This is a genomic window from Caenibius sp. WL (assembly GCF_019803445.1).
Taxonomy (GTDB): domain Bacteria; phylum Pseudomonadota; class Alphaproteobacteria; order Sphingomonadales; family Sphingomonadaceae; genus Caenibius.
In genome coordinates this window covers 1,943,190-1,960,138 of record NZ_CP081844.1, presented here as the reverse complement: position 1 = coordinate 1,960,138, position 16,949 = coordinate 1,943,190, and the positions used below count along the sequence as shown (strand labels likewise).

General features: G+C 64.1%; 18 protein-coding genes. 9 read left to right on the top strand and 9 right to left on the bottom strand.

The features are described 5' to 3' along the window. Positions 1–82: 82 nt before the first annotated feature. Both K5X80_RS09400 and K5X80_RS09395 read left to right on the top strand, forming a co-directional pair. Positions 83–1,051: an alpha/beta hydrolase gene (locus tag K5X80_RS09400; RefSeq protein WP_222557492.1), complete on the top strand. Its 969-nt coding sequence runs from the start codon at positions 83–85 to the stop codon at positions 1,049–1,051. Further along, the gene (locus K5X80_RS09395; protein WP_222557491.1) at positions 1,048–1,530 is read left to right on the top strand and encodes an RNA pyrophosphohydrolase; all 483 of its coding nucleotides are present in this window, start codon (positions 1,048–1,050) and stop codon (positions 1,528–1,530) included. The genes K5X80_RS09400 and K5X80_RS09395 overlap by 4 nt, the downstream gene beginning before the upstream one ends. A 15-nt stretch (positions 1,531–1,545) precedes the next feature. On the opposite strand, the gene K5X80_RS09390 is transcribed toward K5X80_RS09395, so the two are convergent. From K5X80_RS09390 to K5X80_RS09375, 4 genes are all read right to left on the bottom strand, one after another. After that, positions 1,546–2,052 carry a tetratricopeptide repeat protein gene (locus K5X80_RS09390; RefSeq protein WP_222557490.1) on the bottom strand — a complete coding sequence of 169 codons (507 nt, stop codon included), beginning with the start codon at positions 2,050–2,052 and terminating at the stop codon, positions 1,546–1,548. A gap of 62 nt (positions 2,053–2,114) precedes the next feature. Next, on the bottom strand, positions 2,115–3,287 hold the full coding sequence (locus tag K5X80_RS09385) for an RsmB/NOP family class I SAM-dependent RNA methyltransferase (RefSeq protein ID WP_222557489.1): 1,173 nt from the start codon (positions 3,285–3,287) through the stop codon (positions 2,115–2,117). An 83-nt stretch (positions 3,288–3,370) separates the two neighbouring features. Next, positions 3,371–4,828 (bottom strand): IMP dehydrogenase, encoded by a 1,458-nt coding sequence (gene guaB / locus K5X80_RS09380; protein ID WP_261390484.1) that lies wholly within the window; start codon positions 4,826–4,828, stop codon positions 3,371–3,373. 135 nt (positions 4,829–4,963) lie between these two features. Next, positions 4,964–5,719 (bottom strand): 3-hydroxybutyrate dehydrogenase, encoded by a 756-nt coding sequence (locus K5X80_RS09375; RefSeq protein WP_222557487.1) that lies wholly within the window; start codon positions 5,717–5,719, stop codon positions 4,964–4,966. Between the two features lie 99 nt (positions 5,720–5,818). Here K5X80_RS09375 and ypfJ point away from each other — a divergent pair, with 99 nt between their 5' ends. Together ypfJ and K5X80_RS09365 are read left to right on the top strand one after the other, a co-directional pair. Then, entirely contained in the window at positions 5,819–6,700 is an 882-nt protein-coding gene (ypfJ, locus tag K5X80_RS09370; protein WP_222557486.1) for a KPN_02809 family neutral zinc metallopeptidase, read from the top strand. Between the two features lie 14 nt (positions 6,701–6,714). Continuing rightward, the gene (locus tag K5X80_RS09365) at positions 6,715–7,395 is read left to right on the top strand and encodes a hypothetical protein (protein WP_222557485.1); all 681 of its coding nucleotides are present in this window, start codon (positions 6,715–6,717) and stop codon (positions 7,393–7,395) included. 20 nt (positions 7,396–7,415) lie between these two features. On the opposite strand, the gene creD is transcribed toward K5X80_RS09365, so the two are convergent. Beyond that, on the bottom strand, positions 7,416–8,858 hold the full coding sequence (gene creD / locus K5X80_RS09360; protein ID WP_222557484.1) for a cell envelope integrity protein CreD: 1,443 nt from the start codon (positions 8,856–8,858) through the stop codon (positions 7,416–7,418). Positions 8,859–8,970: 112 nt separating this feature from the next. Here creD and K5X80_RS09355 point away from each other — a divergent pair, with 112 nt between their 5' ends. After that, a complete protein-coding gene (locus tag K5X80_RS09355) occupies positions 8,971–10,119 on the top strand; it encodes an alpha-hydroxy acid oxidase (RefSeq protein WP_222557483.1) in 1,149 nt (382 codons plus the stop codon). Positions 10,120–10,140: 21 nt separating this feature from the next. Here K5X80_RS09355 and K5X80_RS09350 read toward each other — a convergent pair whose 3' ends face one another. From K5X80_RS09350 to sdhC, 4 genes are all read right to left on the bottom strand, one after another. Further along, positions 10,141–10,662, bottom strand: a complete 522-nt coding sequence (locus K5X80_RS09350; RefSeq protein ID WP_222557482.1) for a group III truncated hemoglobin — start codon at positions 10,660–10,662, stop codon at positions 10,141–10,143. A gap of 63 nt (positions 10,663–10,725) precedes the next feature. After that, positions 10,726–12,537: a succinate dehydrogenase flavoprotein subunit gene (gene sdhA / locus K5X80_RS09345; protein ID WP_222557481.1), complete on the bottom strand. Its 1,812-nt coding sequence runs from the start codon at positions 12,535–12,537 to the stop codon at positions 10,726–10,728. A gap of 1 nt (position 12,538) precedes the next feature. Continuing rightward, entirely contained in the window at positions 12,539–12,922 is a 384-nt protein-coding gene (gene sdhD, locus K5X80_RS09340; RefSeq protein ID WP_222557480.1) for a succinate dehydrogenase, hydrophobic membrane anchor protein, read from the bottom strand. A gap of 15 nt (positions 12,923–12,937) precedes the next feature. Then, positions 12,938–13,318: a succinate dehydrogenase, cytochrome b556 subunit gene (gene sdhC, locus K5X80_RS09335; protein WP_222557479.1), complete on the bottom strand. Its 381-nt coding sequence runs from the start codon at positions 13,316–13,318 to the stop codon at positions 12,938–12,940. 136 nt (positions 13,319–13,454) lie between these two features. Between sdhC and K5X80_RS09330 the strand changes: the two genes are divergently transcribed. The 4 genes from K5X80_RS09330 to K5X80_RS09315 all read left to right on the top strand — a co-directional run bounded on the left by K5X80_RS09330 (position 13,455) and on the right by K5X80_RS09315 (position 16,857). Then, on the top strand, positions 13,455–14,417 hold the full coding sequence (locus K5X80_RS09330; protein ID WP_222557478.1) for a 50S ribosomal protein L11 methyltransferase: 963 nt from the start codon (positions 13,455–13,457) through the stop codon (positions 14,415–14,417). After that, positions 14,414–15,085, top strand: a complete 672-nt coding sequence (locus K5X80_RS09325; RefSeq protein WP_222557477.1) for a TIGR02117 family protein — start codon at positions 14,414–14,416, stop codon at positions 15,083–15,085. The genes K5X80_RS09330 and K5X80_RS09325 overlap by 4 nt, the downstream gene beginning before the upstream one ends. A 75-nt stretch (positions 15,086–15,160) precedes the next feature. Continuing rightward, positions 15,161–16,432: an O-acetylhomoserine aminocarboxypropyltransferase/cysteine synthase family protein gene (locus K5X80_RS09320; protein WP_222557476.1), complete on the top strand. Its 1,272-nt coding sequence runs from the start codon at positions 15,161–15,163 to the stop codon at positions 16,430–16,432. A 44-nt stretch (positions 16,433–16,476) separates the two neighbouring features. After that, complete coding sequence (locus tag K5X80_RS09315; RefSeq protein ID WP_222557475.1) at positions 16,477–16,857, top strand: VOC family protein; 381 nt, start codon at positions 16,477–16,479, stop codon at positions 16,855–16,857. Positions 16,858–16,949: the final 92 nt, after the last annotated feature.

Below are 16,949 nucleotides of genomic sequence, written 5' to 3'. Positions count from 1 at the left end.
GGTCTTGCAGCAATGAAGTTTTTGTTGGGCTAAAGCAAACGCCAATGGCAACTCCACAGCGGAAATCTGGACAGGACCGATCATGCACAGCGCCAAGGGCACCCCTCGCAACGATGTCGCCCGTTTTCTTTCCGCGATAGAAGAGAGCGGCAATGCCTTTGTTCCTGGCGATGACATCGCCCGCTCCCGCGCCGCGTTTGCCGCCATGCTGCATGCACATGATGCGCCCGTGCGACCGCTGGCCACGCTCCGGTCGTTCGCTTGCGCCGGGCCCGAAAGACCGATCGGCCTGCGTCTGTTCGACAGCCTGAGCGAGGCCGAACGGCGCCACACCCCGTCACCTGCCATCGTATTCTATCACGGCGGCGGCTTCGTTCTCGGCGATCTCGATTGCTATGCCGGTCTGTGCAGCGCGCTCGCCGCACAGACCGGCTGGCCAGTCGTGGCGGTCGATTACCGCCTGGGGCCGGAACACCCCTTCCCCGCAGCACCCGACGATTGCGAAGCCGCCGCACGCCGGATCGCGGAGCGGGAGCCTTCGCTCGCTCTCCCAGCATTGACCGGATTGGTGCTGATGGGGGATAGCGCGGGCGGGAATCTCGCTATCGTCACCGCGCAGGCTTTGGCCGGACATCCCGCAGCTTTGCCCATTCTCCTGCAAGTTCCCGTCTATCCGCTGGCGGGGCCGATTGCCCGGCATGAAAGCTACCGCGCCTATCGCCATGGCCATCTGCTGACTCGCGAAGCGCTGGCACGGTTTCACATGGGCTATGGCGCGCCGCCGGACGATCCACGCCATTATCCCGTGTTGCATCCCGATCTCCATCGTGCGCCGCCCACACTTCTGGTGACGGCAGAGCTGGACCCATTGCGCGATTCCGGCCGCGAATACGGGGCGAAGCTGCGCGAAGCGGGGGTGAACGTCAGCGCAATCGAGATTTCCGGCATGATCCACGGCTTTATGACCTTGCGCAAGGCAATCCCCAGCGCGCAAAGCGATCTCGAATGCATCACCGATGCCATGATTCACATGCTGGAGCACCCTTCATGACCACGCCCGATCCCAAGCTTTATCGCCCCTGCGCGGGCATTATGCTGGTCAACGCCAAAGGCCACGCCTTCGTCGGCAAGCGTATCGACACCAAGGAAGGCGACTGGTGGCAGATGCCTCAAGGCGGGATCGACAAGGGCGAAGATGCGAACGATGCCGCTCTGCGCGAATTGTGGGAGGAAACCGGCCTGCACGCCGACAAAGTGCGGATCGAAGCCCGGATGCGGGAGGAACTGTACTACGATCTGCCCGACGAGTTGAAAGGCAAGCTGTGGCGCGGCAAATATATCGGGCAGCGCCAGACTTGGTTTCTCGTGCGGCTGACGGGCGAGGACGCGGATATCAATCTCACAGCGCACCAACCGCCCGAATTCAGCGCGTGGCGATGGGTTCAGCCCGAAACGCTGCCGGACATGATCATTCCCTTCAAGCGGACGATCTACACCACCGTGGTGGAAGAATTTCGCCCGCTTATCTGAAGGTAGGTGACGGGATCAGTTCTTGACTGTCACCGACGCATCGGGCGTGGCGGCTTCGGCCGTCAGCACCGGCACCGCGGGGGTCGCCGTCAGCTTATCCGACAGCGCGCGCGTTTCGGTGCAACCGTCGCCGCACAGGCTCTTGAGCTGGGCGAGATTACGGCGCGCCTTTTCCAGTGCGCCCTTTTCCGCCAGCGCTTCCCCTTCGCCCGAAATGGCGGCGTAGTTATTGGGATCGCGCGTCAGCACGAGGCGGTAATAGTGGATCGCCTTGCCTTGCATGCCGTCCTTGCGCGCGGCGTGCGCCAGATCGAGATAGAGCGCCGTATAGGCCGGATCAATTGCCAGCGCGCTTTCGAAAGCGTCGATCGCGCTCTGGACCTGCCCGGCGGCGAGCGCTGCCCGGCCCTGTTCCTGCAAGGCCAGCGCCCGGGGCGAAGGTGCTGTCACCGCCCCGTTGCCGACGCTGGCACTGACCGCGCAGAACAGCGTGAGAGCAAGAGCGGCGGGATAGTAACGCATCACAAACTCCTTCACGGCAGACATCGGAATTTTTGCACTGTCCGCCATAACTTGAGACGCTATCACGGTGAAACGAGACGTGCGACGAAAAAACCGTCCGTTTCATCGTGAAACGGTGTGAGCCGCAAACCCGGCCCACGGCTGCGCCCGGCGGGTGCTCCGGGCCGCTCCACCCGCCAGCCGGGATGAGCGGTAAGGAAGGCTTCCACCTGCCCCGCGCCTTCTTCATCGAGCAGCGAGCAGACGGCATAGAGCACCCGCCCACCCGGACGAACAAGCGCCGCAGCCAAAGTCAGCACATGCTGCTGGATCGCGCAAGTGCGCGCCAGTTCCGCCTCATCCAGCCGCCAGCGCGCCTCGGGATTGCGCCGCCAGGTCCCGCTGCCCGAACAGGGCGCATCGACCAGAACCGCATCGGCCCTGCCCTGCCAATCGGCAAGAGCCCCGGATTCCTGCCCCGGATTGAGCAAACGCGTTTCGATATTGCTGGCTCCCGCCCGCTCTGCGCGCGGAGCCAGACGGGACAGCCGCGCCCGGTCGACATCGCAGGCCAGCAGGTGCCCGCGATTGTCCATCGCCGCTGCCAGCGCCAGCGTTTTGCCTCCGGCCCCCGCGCACAGGTCGATCACCTGCTCACCCGGCCGCGCGTCGAGGATTTCACAGGCAAGCTGCGAAGCGGTGTCCTGCACTTCGATCGCACCCTGCCGAAAAGCGTCCCACTGCTCCACCTGCGTTCCGCCGGAATAGCGCAGAGCCAGCCGCGCCTGAGTGGGCGTTCCCGCCTCGGGTAAGTCCGGTTCCGGCCCGCGCAACGTGTTGATCCGCAGATCCAGCGGAGCACGGTCGAGCAAAGCGGCCAGTTCCGCTCCGGCGATATCCGAATCCGCCAGCCGCCGTTCCAGCCATCCCGGAGCATAACCGCCCGCGGCCGCCTGCTCCCCTTCGCTGACCGGCGCGGGGCCGTGGCGCGAACCGTCGAACAGCGTGAGCAGGGTTTCATCGCTTTCCGCCAAACGCAGCATCGCCGCCCGCCCACTAGCCGGCAGAGGCCCACAAGCGCGAATAGCGCGAAACAGCAGGTCGCGCACCGCACGCCGGTCCTTCGACCCGGCATAACGGCGGGTCTTGAACCATTCGGCCACGATCCGGTCCGCCGGGCTGCCGCGCGAACGGGCGGCGGCGATCACCAGATCGAGCAGCTCGATTGCCGCCTGCACGCGCGCTGCAGGTGTCATACCGAAGGCCCGTATGCCGCCCGCGCGGCGGGCGAGCAACCGGCCACGATCGGCACAGAGAGCAGAGCTTCGCGCATAGCGCCTTACCGCGTGGGGTAATTCGGCGCCTCGCGCGTGATCGCCACGTCATGCACATGGCTTTCCGAAAGGCCCGCATTGGTGATGCGGATGAATTTCCCGCGCTGGCGCAGATCGGGGATCGTAGCCGAGCCGGTGTAGCCCATCGCCGCCTTGATCCCGCCAACGAGCTGATGGATCACATCCTTGGCCGGGCCTTTGTAGGCGACCTGCCCTTCGATCCCTTCGGGAACCAGCTTCATCTGGTCCTTGATATCCTGCTGGAAATAGCGATCCGCGCTGCCGCGCGCCATCGCGCCAACGGAACCCATCCCGCGATAGGCCTTGTAGGCGCGGCCCTGATAAAGGAACGTTTCGCCGGGCGCTTCTTCCGTACCGGCCAGAAGCGAGCCGACCATGACCGTCGAGGCACCCGCCGCCAGCGCTTTGGCCGCATCGCCCGAAGTGCGCAGCCCCCCGTCGCCGATCACCGGAACGCCCGACTTGGCCGCTTCCGCCGCGCTTTCCATGATCGCGGTGAGCTGTGGCACACCGACACCGGCGACAATGCGCGTGGTGCAGATCGAACCCGGGCCAATGCCCACTTTCACCGCATCCGCGCCCGCATCGATCAGCGCCCGCGTCGCTTCGGCCGTGGCGACATTGCCCGCCACCACCTGCACGGCATTGGAAAGCTTCTTCACCCGTTCCACCGCCTTGGCGACATCGCGGTTGTGGCCGTGCGCGGTGTCGATGATGACGACATCGCATTCGGCATCGATCAACGCCTCGGTCCGTTCGAAGCCCTTGTCGCCCACCGTGGTCGCCGCGGCCACGCGCAGGCGGCCCGCATCGTCCTTCGTCGCGTGCGGATAGGTCACGGCCTTTTCGATATCCTTCACCGTGATCAGGCCGATGCAGCGATAGGCGTCGTCGACCACCAGCAGCTTCTCGATCCGGCGCTGGTGCAGCAGGCGGCGTGCTTCGTCCTGGCCCACGCCCGGCGAAACGGTCGCCAGGTTTTCGTGCGTCATCAGTTCGCGCACGGCCTGGTTGGGATTATCGGCGAAGCGGACATCGCGGTTGGTCAGGATACCCACCAGTTTGCCGCTGCCTTCCACCACGGGAATGCCGCTGATCCGGTGCGCCTGCATCAACGCCTGTGCGGTGCCCAGCGTGGCATCGGGCGCGATCGTGATCGGATTGACCACCATCCCGCTTTCGAAGCGCTTCACCGCCCGGACGGCGGCGCATTGTTCTTCGACGGTCAGATTGCGGTGGAGCACCCCGATACCGCCCAACTGGGCCATGACGATCGCCATGTCGGATTCGGTCACCGTATCCATCGCGGCGGAGATCACCGGAATGTTGAGCCGGATCGCCTTGGTGAGCTGGGTCGAGGTATCGGCCTGCGATGGCAGGATGTCGCTTTCGGCCGGACGCAGCAGAACGTCGTCAAAAGTAAGGCCTGTCGGAATATCCATGGGTGCCACCGCTCCTGTCCGGGTAGAATCGTGGCGGCCCATCTAGAGCCCGCTTGCGCCTACCGCAATAGCCGTGATTCAAGAGTGGCGATTCACCTTCGGCCGGTGAGGCGCCGCGCGGCGCCCCATATGCGCTTACTGCGCGGTCCAGCCGCCATCCATGGAGAAATTCGAACCGGTGATGTTCCCGCCTTCCTCACGGCAGAGGAACACCGCCATGGCGCCGATATCCTCCACATGGCTGAAACGCTTGGTCGGCTGGCCCGCCAGCAGGACATCGTTGATGACCTGTTCGCGCGTCATGTTACGGGCTTTCATCGTATCGGGGATCTGGTTTTCCACCAGCGGCGTCCAGACATAGCCGGGGCTGATGCAATTGGCGGTTATCCCGCTCTGCGCCAGTTCGAGCGCCACCGTCTTGGTCAGACCGGCAAGGCCGTGCTTGGCCGAAACATAGGCCGATTTGAACGGCGAGGCGGTGAGGGAATGGGCGCTGGCGGTGTTGATGATCCGGCCCCATCCGTTCTGCCGCATGCCGGGAATCGCCAGCCGGATCGTGTGGAACGCCGCGCTGAGATTGAGCGCGATGATCTTGTCCCACTTTTCGACCGGGAATTCCTCCACCGGCGAAACGAACTGCATCCCCGCATTGTTGACGAGAATATCGACATGGCCCGCCCCGGCCATCAGCGCTTCCGCCCCCTCGGCAGTGCTGAGATCGGCATCGATGTGGCTCGCCCCCAGTTCGGCGCAGATTTTCGCGATTTCATCCTTGCCGCCGAAGCCGGTGATGATCGTCTCCGCCCCTTCGGCGGCAAGCGCCCGGGCAATGCCCAGACCGATGCCCGAGGTCGAACCGGTAACCAATGCACGTTTTCCCTTGAGGAACATTCTCGACTCCTTGCATGAAGCTTGTCAGGGAATGCGCTATTGCAACAGGGAAGGTCCAGCCCCTTATTCGCTGGCGCCCGGTTTTAAGGGGAGACAGCGGTGCGGCTCAAAGATTTCAATCCAGGCAGCATCCGTGTCGAGGACCAGCGCGGCATGGGCGGCGGCATGCGCTTTCCCGGCGGCGGAGGCGGCAAGCTGGGATGCGGCTCTATCGTCCTCATCCTGATCGGCGCGCTGGTGTTCGGTGTCGATCCGGCACAGATGCTGGGCGGGCTGCAACAGATGGAACAGCAACAGGGCAACTCCGCCCCGGCCACGGGCGGCAAAACCACCGATGAAAGCTGCAACGCCGATCCGCTGAGCAGGGAAAGCTGCGCCGCGCTCGCCTCGCTCAACACCACCTGGGAACCGCTGTTCCGGCAGGCGAACATACCCTTCAAGCAGCCGAAGCTGGTGTTCTATTCGCAAAACGGCCAGTCGGGCTGCGGCGCCGCGCAGAGCGCCATGGGCCCGTTCTACTGCCCCAGCGATCAGGGCATCTACATCGACACCGATTTCTACAAGGAAATGGAACAGCGGCTGGGCGCCGGGGGCGATTTCGCCCGCGCTTATGTGATGGCACACGAATACGGCCATCACATCCAGATGCTGACCGGCGTCGCCGACCAGGTTCGCGCCGCGCAGCAGCGCAATGCGCGCGCCGCGAACCAGCTTCAGGTGCGCATGGAATTGCAGGCGGACTGTTACGCTGGGGTCTGGGCCGCCAAGAACAAGGATCTGATCGAGCCCGGCGATATCGAAGAAGGGCTCAACGCCGCGCATCAGATCGGCGACGACACGCTGATGCGCAATGCCGGGCAGCGGCCCGTGGAAGAAGCCTTCACGCACGGGTCCAGCGCTCAGCGCACCGAATGGCTGCGTCGCGGTCTCGAAACGGGCAACGAGGATTCGTGCGATACCTTCGCCGATCTGAAGTCGTGATTTTGAGGATTTGAATGCGTCCGATTTTTCTTGCGCCCGCTCTGCTGGCGCTGGCCTCCCCTGCCCCGGCTCTTGCACAGCAGCCGGGCGGGCAGGAACAGGCCACGGCAAATCGGCCGATCACCGATGACACGGTGACCGCCGGCGATGTCGCCAAGACCCCGCTCAGCGATCTCAATCTCACGCGGGAAGAAATCGACGCCCTGCTGCTGCAGGCGCGTTCAAACCCCTACGACACCAAGGGCTTGCGCCGTTGCAGCGATATCGTCGCAGCGGTGGAACAACTCGATGTGCTGCTGGGCGAGGACCTCGATATTGCCGAGGACCGCAATCGCGGCGTCGATCCGGGCCGGGTCGCGCAATGGGCGGTCGGCAGGTTCATCCCGTTTCGCGGCCTGATCCGCGAAGTATCAGGCGCCAAGGCGCATGAACGCAAAGTGCGCGACGCGATCATCGGCGGGATGATGCGCCGGGCCTTCCTCAAAGGCATCGGGCAGCAGAAGGGTTGCCGCTATCCGGGGCGCCCGGCCAAGCCGGAGGAAGCCGACGCGCATCGGCAACACAAGGCCGCCGAACAGCGCGCGCAGGAACGCCGCGAAGATATCGAAAAGCGGGCGCGCAAGCAAAAGCGCGGCAAGAATAGCGATGGCGGGCAACCATCCGTTTCACCGCCCGCCAATCAGCCTGTTTCCTGAAATATCCGGCCCGCCTCCGTTCAGGAGGCGGGTGTCTGCGAAACCGCCGCAGGCGGTGTCAGGCTGGCGTCCACGCTGCGGCCCACGGCGGACCAGTCCACCTTGCGCGTGGCGTACATCACCCCGGCCAGCGCCAGGAACAGCATCACCGCACCGATCAGCAGCGACCATGCTTCGAGGCTGAGCAGCACGTAGAGCACGGCGTAGAGGCCGAGCAGCAACGCCCCGATGAACCGGGCCCGGCGCCAGCTTCGCAGCACCGCCGCGCTATAGGTGGTCAACAGCCCGATGATCGCCGCGCTGGCCAGCAGGTACGCGGCGGTAAAGCCGATCACTTCGGCAAAGGCCAGCAGCAGGACGAAGAACAGCACCAGCCCTGCCCCCGTCATCAGGTATTCGGCCGCCGCGACCCGGGCCCCGCCAACGATGTCGAACATCAGGAAAGCGAGGAACGTGAAGCCGATGAACAGGAAGCCGTATTTCACCGAGCGATCGACACGGGAATAGAGATCGACCGGCTCGACCAGCCCGACCGTCACCGCAGGCGACTGCCCGCTGACAGCCTCGCCCGTGTTGCGGGCCACCGGGATATCGATGCTGGCGTATTGCGGGGACACATCATCGCCGATGACCGGCACACCCATGTCCTCCGTCGCGACCGGAGCCTGCCCCAGCGCCAGCTTGTCGATCGTGTAAGCGGCCTTGAAGCCCTGATTGTCGATCCTGCGTTCTTCGGGAAGGAACGATCCGCCAAAGCTGGGGTTGGGCCAGGACGATGTGATCGCCCATTTGGTCTGCCCGCCACGTGGCACCAGGCTGAGCGAACGGCTGCCACGCAGGCTGAAACTGTAAGCGACATCGAGCGCATTGGCGCCGTCCCACCCGACGAAAGCGAAGAAGCCTTGCCCACCGGTTGCGGCGGGCCCCCGCCCCGGTTCCACCGACAGCGATTGGCCGTTCGCCACGATCTTGCCGCCCTTGGTCAGCCCGCGAGCATCGGACGTGCCGATGCGCAGTTCGGCCCGATCCCATTCGAGCTTTTCCGCCGTGACGCCGAAACGCGGCAGATCGGCGGGCAGCGCAAAACGCGCCCGGCCTGATACATCGGCTTCGAACAGCACGGAGCTGTAGATCGATTTGCGCCGTTCCTGCGGCTTGAGCGCGGTCGTCACCGCGTTGGCGACAGGTGAAATGAACAATTGCCGCTCCACCTCGACCGTGCGGCTGATCGTCTTGCCGCCGACTTCCTCGTTCTGAATCTGCGTCGCTTTGAACGGCACCACGATGACCGGGCCTGCGATCACCTGTGCACCGCCCCATCCGGCGGCGATGCTTTGCTGGGCGGTGCGCGACTGGCCCTGCCGGTCGTTGACCAGCGCATAGACGAACACCAGCGGGACGATCAGCGCGAGACCGATCAACACTGCGAACAACAGCTTAATACCCGGACTTTTTTCCCGCATGATGCCCCCTTTGCGCTGGCGATACCCATCGTTGCTGGGCGGCGGATGAACTTCCTGTGAATCATGCGATGGTGCAATTTGCAACCGGAAAGCCTTCTGCTAGCTCTCGCCGATGCGCTTGGGAGACTGCCACAACATCGAAGATTTCCGCCTGCTGGCGAAGCGGCGGCTGCCTTGGCCGGTGTTCGATTATATCGACGGGGCGGGCGATGACGAACTGACCAAGGCCCGCAACACCGCCGCATATGCCGATGCCGATCTGGTGCCCAACGTGCTGGCAGGCGTCGACACTGTGGACCCGAGTTGCACCATCATGGGGCGCAAGAGCGCGCTGCCGCTGATGCTGTCCCCCACCGCGCTGCAACGCATATTCCATTGGCAAGGCGAACGCGCCGTGGCCCGCGCCGCCAATGCGCTGGGCCTGTGGTGCGGCATTTCCAGCCTCTCCACGATCAGCGTCGAGGAAGTCGCCGCGATCACCAGCGCCCCCAAGCTGTTCCAGCTCTACGTCCACAAGGACAAGGGGCTGAACCGCGCGATGATCGAACGCAGCCGTGCCGCCGGCTTCGATGCCCTGGCGCTGACAGTGGATACGATTGTCGGCGGCAAGCGCGAGCGGTGCCTGCGCAGCGGCTTTTCCAGCCCGCCGCGCTTCACCCCATCCTCTCTGCTGTCTTACGCGACCCGCCCGCAATGGACGCTGAACTACCTGCTGCGGGAAAAATTCCGCATGCCGATGCTGGAAACGCATTATCAGGCCAATTCGCGCGAATCCGTCTCGGTGGTGGATTATTTCACCGCCATGCTCGACCAGTCGATGACCTGGGATACGGCAGCGGAAATCCGGCAGGATTGGGGCGGAAAATTCTGTCTCAAAGGCGTGATGAGCGTGGGCGATGCCCGCCGGGCGGTGGAATTGGGCGCCGACGCGATCATGATCTCGAACCACGGCGGCCGCCAGCTTGACGGCAGCCGCGCCCCGTTCGACCAGCTGCGCGAGATTGTCGACGCGGTCGGCGGGCAGATCGAAATCATCTGCGACGGCGGGATCAAGCGCGGCAGCCACGTGCTCAAAAGCCTTTGCGCCGGAGCCACCGCAACTTCTGGCGGGCGGCTCTATCTCTATGCCTTGTCGGCGGCGGGCTACCCCGGTGTCGAGCGGGCGCTGACCATCCTGCGGGATGAAATCATCCGTGACATGAAGCTGATGGGCGTCACCGCGCTCGACCAGTTTGGTCCGGACATGCTGCGCTGGCGCTGATCGCGGCGGCCGCTCCCGCTTTCAGGGGCGTGGCAGATCGCTTCCGGCGCGGGAACCAGCCAGCCCTTCGCGGTGGATGGCAATGCCCGTCAACATGCTGCTGGCGATCATCCGGGCGCGTTCGCCCACCAACGCCACCGCCTCCGCGTTCGCGCTTTCATCACGCAAAGTGGCGTAGAACAGTTCCAGCCAGTGGACGAAATGCTCCCGCCCGAGGCCGGGAATGACCACGTGCTTGCGCATCGGATTGCCGGAATATTCGCTTGAGCTGAACAGGATCGAGCGCCAGAAGCGCTTCATCCGCCCTAGATGCTCGTCCCAGTCGGTGACTTGGGTTTCGAAGATCGGTCCCAGCATCGCATCCACACGGATGCGGGCATAGAAGCTGTCGACCAAGCGGGAAACGAATTCGGGCGTGACTCCGATCGCTTCGGCCCGCGCTCGGCGCTCGGCCCGGGCTCTTAGCGCGTAGGCATGGTGTTCCTCGTCGGTCTGGCTACGAGGATCGGGCATCTTGCGCAAATGTTCGGGAGTATCGGTCATGGCCGCCCCCGGTGGAGGCGAACAAGGCGCACCGGCATCATACCGGTGCGCCTTGATTCGTGATCAGTAAACGCGAGCCTTGGGCTTGATGTACTGGACATCGTCGGTCAGCGTGTATTCGTGCACCGGACGGTAATCGAGCTTCACGCCGCCGCCCTTGCCGCCCCAGCCATCGAACCAGGCGACAGTGTGCTTCATCCAGTTGGCATCGTCGCGATTCGGGAAATCCTCGTGCGCATGGGCGCCGCGGCTTTCCTTGCGGGCATGGGCGCCCGCCATCGTCACGCTGGCCTGCGAGATCAGGTTGTCGAGCTCCATCGTTTCGACGAGGTCCGAGTTCCAGATCAGCGAGCGGTCGGTAACGTGGATATCTTCCATCCGCTTGTAGGTCTGAGCCAGCTTTTCGACGCCTTCGGCCATCAGTTCGTCGGTGCGGAACACCGCTGCATGGGCCGACATCGTGCGCTGCATTTCGGTCCGCACTTCAGCCGTGGGCGAACCGCCCTTGGCATTGCGGAAGTGATCGAGACGGCTCAGCGCCATGTCCGCCGAATCCTTGGGCAGTTCGCCATGCGCGGAGTTCGGTTTGACGATTTCCTTGAGGCGGTGGCCGGTTGCACGGCCGAACACGACAAGATCGATCAAAGAGTTCGAACCGAGGCGGTTCGCGCCATGGACCGAAACGCACGCCGCTTCGCCCACGGCGAACAGGCCCGGAACCACCGTGTCCGGATTGCCATCGGCACCGATCGTGACGACTTCGCCGTGATAGTTACAGGGAATGCCGCCCATGTTGTAGTGCACGGTCGGAACCACCGGCAACGGCTGGCGGGTCAGATCGACACCGGCAAAGATCTTGCCGCTTTCGGTGATGCCCGGAAGACGTTCCGCCAGCACCGCCGGATCGATATGATCGAGATGCAGGTAGATGTGGTCCTTGTGCGGGCCGACACCGCGCCCTTCGCGGATTTCCAGCGCCATCGAACGCGAAACCACGTCGCGGCTGGCCAGATCCTTGGCCGACGGGGCATAGCGTTCCATGAAACGCTCACCCTCGGAGTTGGTGAGATAGCCGCCTTCGCCGCGCGCGCCTTCGGTGATGAGCACGCCCGCGCCGTAAATGCCGGTCGGGTGGAACTGGACGAATTCCATGTCCTGCAGCGGCAGGCCTGCGCGCAGCACCATGCCGCCGCCATCGCCGGTGCAGGTGTGGGCCGACGTCGCGGTATAGTAGCACCGACCATAGCCACCGGTGGCTAGCACCACGGCATGCGCACGGAAGCGGTGGATCGAACCGTCATCCAGGCACAGCGCGATCACGCCAACGCACTTGCCGTTGTCCATGATCAGATCGATGGCGAAGTATTCGATGAAGAAATCCGCATCGTACTTCAGCGATTGCTGATAAAGCGCGTGCAGCATGGCATGGCCGGTACGGTCGGCCGCGGCGCATGTGCGCTGCACCGGCGGGCCTTCACCCATGTTCTGCATGTGGCCGCCGAACGGGCGCTGATAGATCGTGCCGTCGTTGTTGCGGCTGAACGGCACACCGGCGTGTTCCAGTTCGTAAACCGCGTGCGGCGCTTCGCGCACCATGTATTCGATCGCGTCCTGATCGCCCAGCCAGTCCGACCCCTTGACAGTGTCGTACATGTGCCAGGTCCAGTGATCGGGCGTGTTGTTGCCCAGCGAAGCGGCAATGCCGCCCTGTGCCGCCACGGTGTGCGAACGCGTGGGGAAGACCTTGGTGATGCAGGCCGTCTTGAGGCCGGCTTCGGCCGAACCCATCGTGGCGCGCAGACCCGAGCCGCCTGCGCCGACGACCACCGTGTCATAGGTGTGGTCGATGATCTTGTATGCGGGCTGAGAAGCCATGTTACGCGCCTCCCAGCGCCAGACGAACGACACAGAACAGGGCGAAGGCCGCCCCGGCGAAAATAGCGAGGTTCAGCAGGGCGATCACCCCGAACTTGGTGCCATCCTCGTGCACGTAGTCCTCGATCACGACCTGAAGGCCGAGGCGCGCGTGCCAGAACGTGCTGATAATCAGCAGCGCCATGGCCGTCGCCGGGATCGGCGCCGAGAGCCATTCGCGGGCGGTGGCATAGTTCAGGTCCGGCAGCAGCAGCACCGAAGTGATGAACCAGGCCATCAGCACCAGATTGCCGATGGCGGTGAAACGTTGCAGCAGCCAGTGATGCGCGCCGCTGTGTGCCGAGCCGAGGCCCCGCACGCGTCCGATGGAAGTTCCGTTACCCATGGTTTCCCCCTAACCTCAGCGCAGGCAGATCACGGCCCAGAAGCCGATGGTGAGAACGACCGCGATGACGATCGAAAGGATCGACCACATCTTGTTGTTCTTGAGTTCGTAACCGGCCCCGATATCGAGCGCGAAGTGGCGCAGGCCCGACATCATGTGGTTGAAGAAGGCCCAGCTCAGACCGACCAGCACGACATAGCCGAGTGGCGAGGTCATGCACCGGGTGAAAAGATCGTAGTGTTCGGGGCCGCTTGCAAGAGCGCCAAGCCACCAGAGCATGACGAAAAGGCCGACCAGCGCCATCCCGTCGCCCGTGACACGGTGAAGGATGGAAACCAGCATCGCCGGGCCCCATTTCCAGATCTGCAGATGCGGTGACAGCGGACGGTTTGCCATTCTCGCCTTCCTGATTGCATGTGAGCGCCACCTGCTGGCGCTAGGATTCGCTCCCCCCATAATGAAATGCTTCGTCAAGGCAAGCGGCGGGAGAGCAGTTTCCGTTCGCCGCAAGACGCGCTAGGGCTGTCTGCAAATGAGCGAAACATGGAAAATCACCGCCTTTGCACCGCGTGAAGACGTGCAGTCCGCGCTGCTTGCACACGAAGAAGCGCTGGATTGGGATGCCGCAATCGTCCTTTCCGGCAGCGAAATCGCGGAGGACAAGCCCGACGACTGGCAGCTCGAAGCCTGGCTGCCGCGCAAACCCCAGCGCGCGGACAAAGCCGCCATTGCCGCACTGTTCGGCAGCCATCCGCCGCACCTGCACGTCGAAAAACTGCCCGAACAGGATTGGGTGACGATCAGCCAGCAAGGGGTGGAGCCGATCCGCGCCGGGCGGTTCCATGTCCGCACGCCGGAATTTCCCGTACCGGATGAAAATGGCGTCGTCGATTTCGTCATTCCCGCCAGCCAGGCATTCGGCACCGGGCAGCATGAAACCACCGCCGGGTGCCTTGCCATGCTCGACGCGATGAAGCGCAGCGGGCTGCTGGTCCGCAATCTGGCGGATATCGGCACCGGCACGGGTCTGCTGGCCTTTGCCGGCATGACCCTGTGGCCCCGCGCCTATGCCACGGCCAGCGATATCGACATGGTTTGCGCCGATGTGGTGGCCGACAATGCCGCTCTCAACGGCATGGCCATCGGCGCGGGCGCCCATGCGCTGACCATGGTGATCGCCGATGGCATGGACGATCCCGTGCTGCAGGCCCGCGCACCTTACGATCTGTTGATCGCTAATATCCTTGCCGGGCCGCTGATCGAACTGTCCGCCCCCTTCGCTTCCTCCGTGGTGCCGGGGGGCAGCATCCTGCTGGCCGGGCTGCTGACCACGCAGGAAGCCGCGATCCGCAGGGCCTATGCCCGCGTCGGCATGCGTCTGGCCGGGCGGATGACCAATGGCGACTGGTCGATCCTCTGGCTGCGCAAGCGGGCGAACGCGCGCGCCCATCCCGCCCGGATCGGCGAACTGCCCGGCTGGGCGCGATCGTGGTGAAACGAATCGCAGACAGGCTCGCATTCGGGCTTGCCGCGCTCGTCATTGCGTTCCTGCTCGCCGCGTGGATCGGGTCGGCCATCCCGCGCAATGCGGGATGGCATCCACATCCGCAGGGGATCGAGATCATGCTCGAAACCAACGGCGTGCATACCGCCATCGTCATGCCGCTGGTCACGCCGCAGAAGGACTGGCGCCCGCTGTTCCCGGCCACCGATCTGGCCGCGCCCGACCGCCCCTATACGCATCTGGCCATTTCGTGGGGCGAACGCGAAGTGTTCCTCAACACCCCGACCTGGGCCGACCTTTCCCCGCTGACGGTGCTGCGCATTCTTGCGGTGGGGGGCGACGGGCTGCTTCATGCCGCCCACTATGTCCGCCCGGCCCCATCCGCGGACTTGCGCCCCTTGCGGATCAGCGAGGCCGAATATGCCCGGCTGGTGCAACGCATCGAAGCCATGGCGCCGCTGCCAGGCAAGCGCCAGCGCCACCCCGGTTATGGCGATCATGACGTGTTCTACGATGCACCGTCCCGCTACACCGCGCTCAACACCTGCAACCAGTGGACCAGCGACACACTGGCCGCCGCGGGCATCCGTACCGGATGGTGGACGCCGTTTTCCGGCGGCGTGATGAAATGGGCCCCGCAACCCGCGCAAGAGCGCTGATCGCCTTTGACCTTTCCGCCCGGCTGGGTTTTAAGGCCGGACAGGAACGCAGAAATTCCCCCTCAGGAGAGAACGATGAAACTGGAATCGCTGGCCCTGCATCATGGCTACACGTCGGAACCAACGACGAAGGCGGCGGCGGTGCCGATCTATCAGACGACCTCCTACACGTTCGACGATACGCAGCACGGCGCGGATCTGTTCGATCTCAAAGTGCAGGGCAATATCTACACCCGCATTATGAACCCGACGACGGCGGTGCTCGAAGCGCGCATCGCGGAAATGGAAGGCGGCATCGGCGCGCTGGCGCTTGCCTCGGGCATGGCGGCGATCACTTATGCGATCCAGACCATCGCGGGCGTGGGCGACAATATCGTGTCCGTCGCGCAGCTTTACGGCGGCACTTACAACCTGTTCGTCCACACATTCCCGCGTCAGGGGATCGAAGCCCGCCTTGTGGCGCATGACGATTACGCCGGAATGGAAGCCGCCATCGACGGCAAGACCAAGGCCGTGTTCCTCGAATCGATCGGCAATCCGGCGGGCAATGTCGCCGATATTCAGAAGATCGCCGAAATCGCCCACCGCCATGGCGTGCCGGTGATTGTCGACAACACCGTGGCAACGCCCTACCTGTGCCGCGCTTTCGATCACGGCGCGGATATCATCGTCCATTCGCTGACCAAGTATATCGGCGGCCACGGCACCACCATCGGCGGGATCATCGTCGACAGCGGCCGGTTCGACTGGGTGGCGAACAAGGACCGCTTCCCGATGCTCAATCAGCCCGATCCGTCCTATCACGGGGTGGTCTATACCGAAGCGCTCGGCCCAGCAGCCTATATCGGCCGCGCCCGCGTGGTCCCGCTGCGCAACACCGGCGCCGCGCTCTCCCCCCACAGCGCGTTTCTCATCATGCAGGGCCTCGAAACGCTCGGCCTGCGGATCGAACGCCACTGCGAAAACGCGCAGAAAGTGGCGGAATATCTTTCCGCCCACCCCAAAGTGCGCTGGGTCAGCTACGCCGGGCTGCCCGACAGCCCCTATCACGCCACCGCGCAGAAAATCTGCGGCGGCAAAGCGTCGGGCATTCTCAGCTTCGGGATCGAAGGCGGCAAGGAAGCAGGCGGCCGCTTCATCGACGCCTTGCAGATGATCCTGCGGCTGGTGAACATCGGCGATGCCAAATCGCTGGCCTGCCACCCGGCCTCCACCACGCATCGCCAGCTCAGCCCCGAAGAATTGGCCAAAGCGGGCGTATCGGAAGACCTCGTGCGCATTTCCGTCGGCATCGAACATATCGACGACATCCTTGCCGATATCGAACAGGCGCTCGCCGCCGCCTGACCGATCGCGACATCTGATCATTCTATAACAAAGGAAACCATTCCATGGCTCACACCGGATATTTCACCGTCGGCACCAACGATCTGGACAAGGCTCTGGCCTTCTACGACGAACTGCTCGGGTCGGCCGGCTGGCAGAAGATGTTCGACAATCCGCGCGGCGGGCGCGTCTATAGCAACGGCGCTTCGCTGTTCGGGGTCATGCGCCCGTTCGACGGGAACGACGCCACCATCGGCAATGGCACGATGTGCGGTTTCAGCTTCGAATCGCCGGAAAAGGCCGCTGCTTTCCACGCCAAGGCGCTGGAACTGGGCGGGGCCAACGAAGGCGATCCCAGCGACCGCGGCAACGGCGCCACGTTCGGCTACTGCCGCGATCTCGATGGCAACAAGCTGTGCGTCTATCATTTCACCATGGCAGGCTGAGACCACTTCCATAGCCGCTGCGCCCCCGGCGAAAGCCGGGGAGCAGCCCGGCTTCGAGAAATGGACCATGGAACCGCAAGCATGCCTGGACC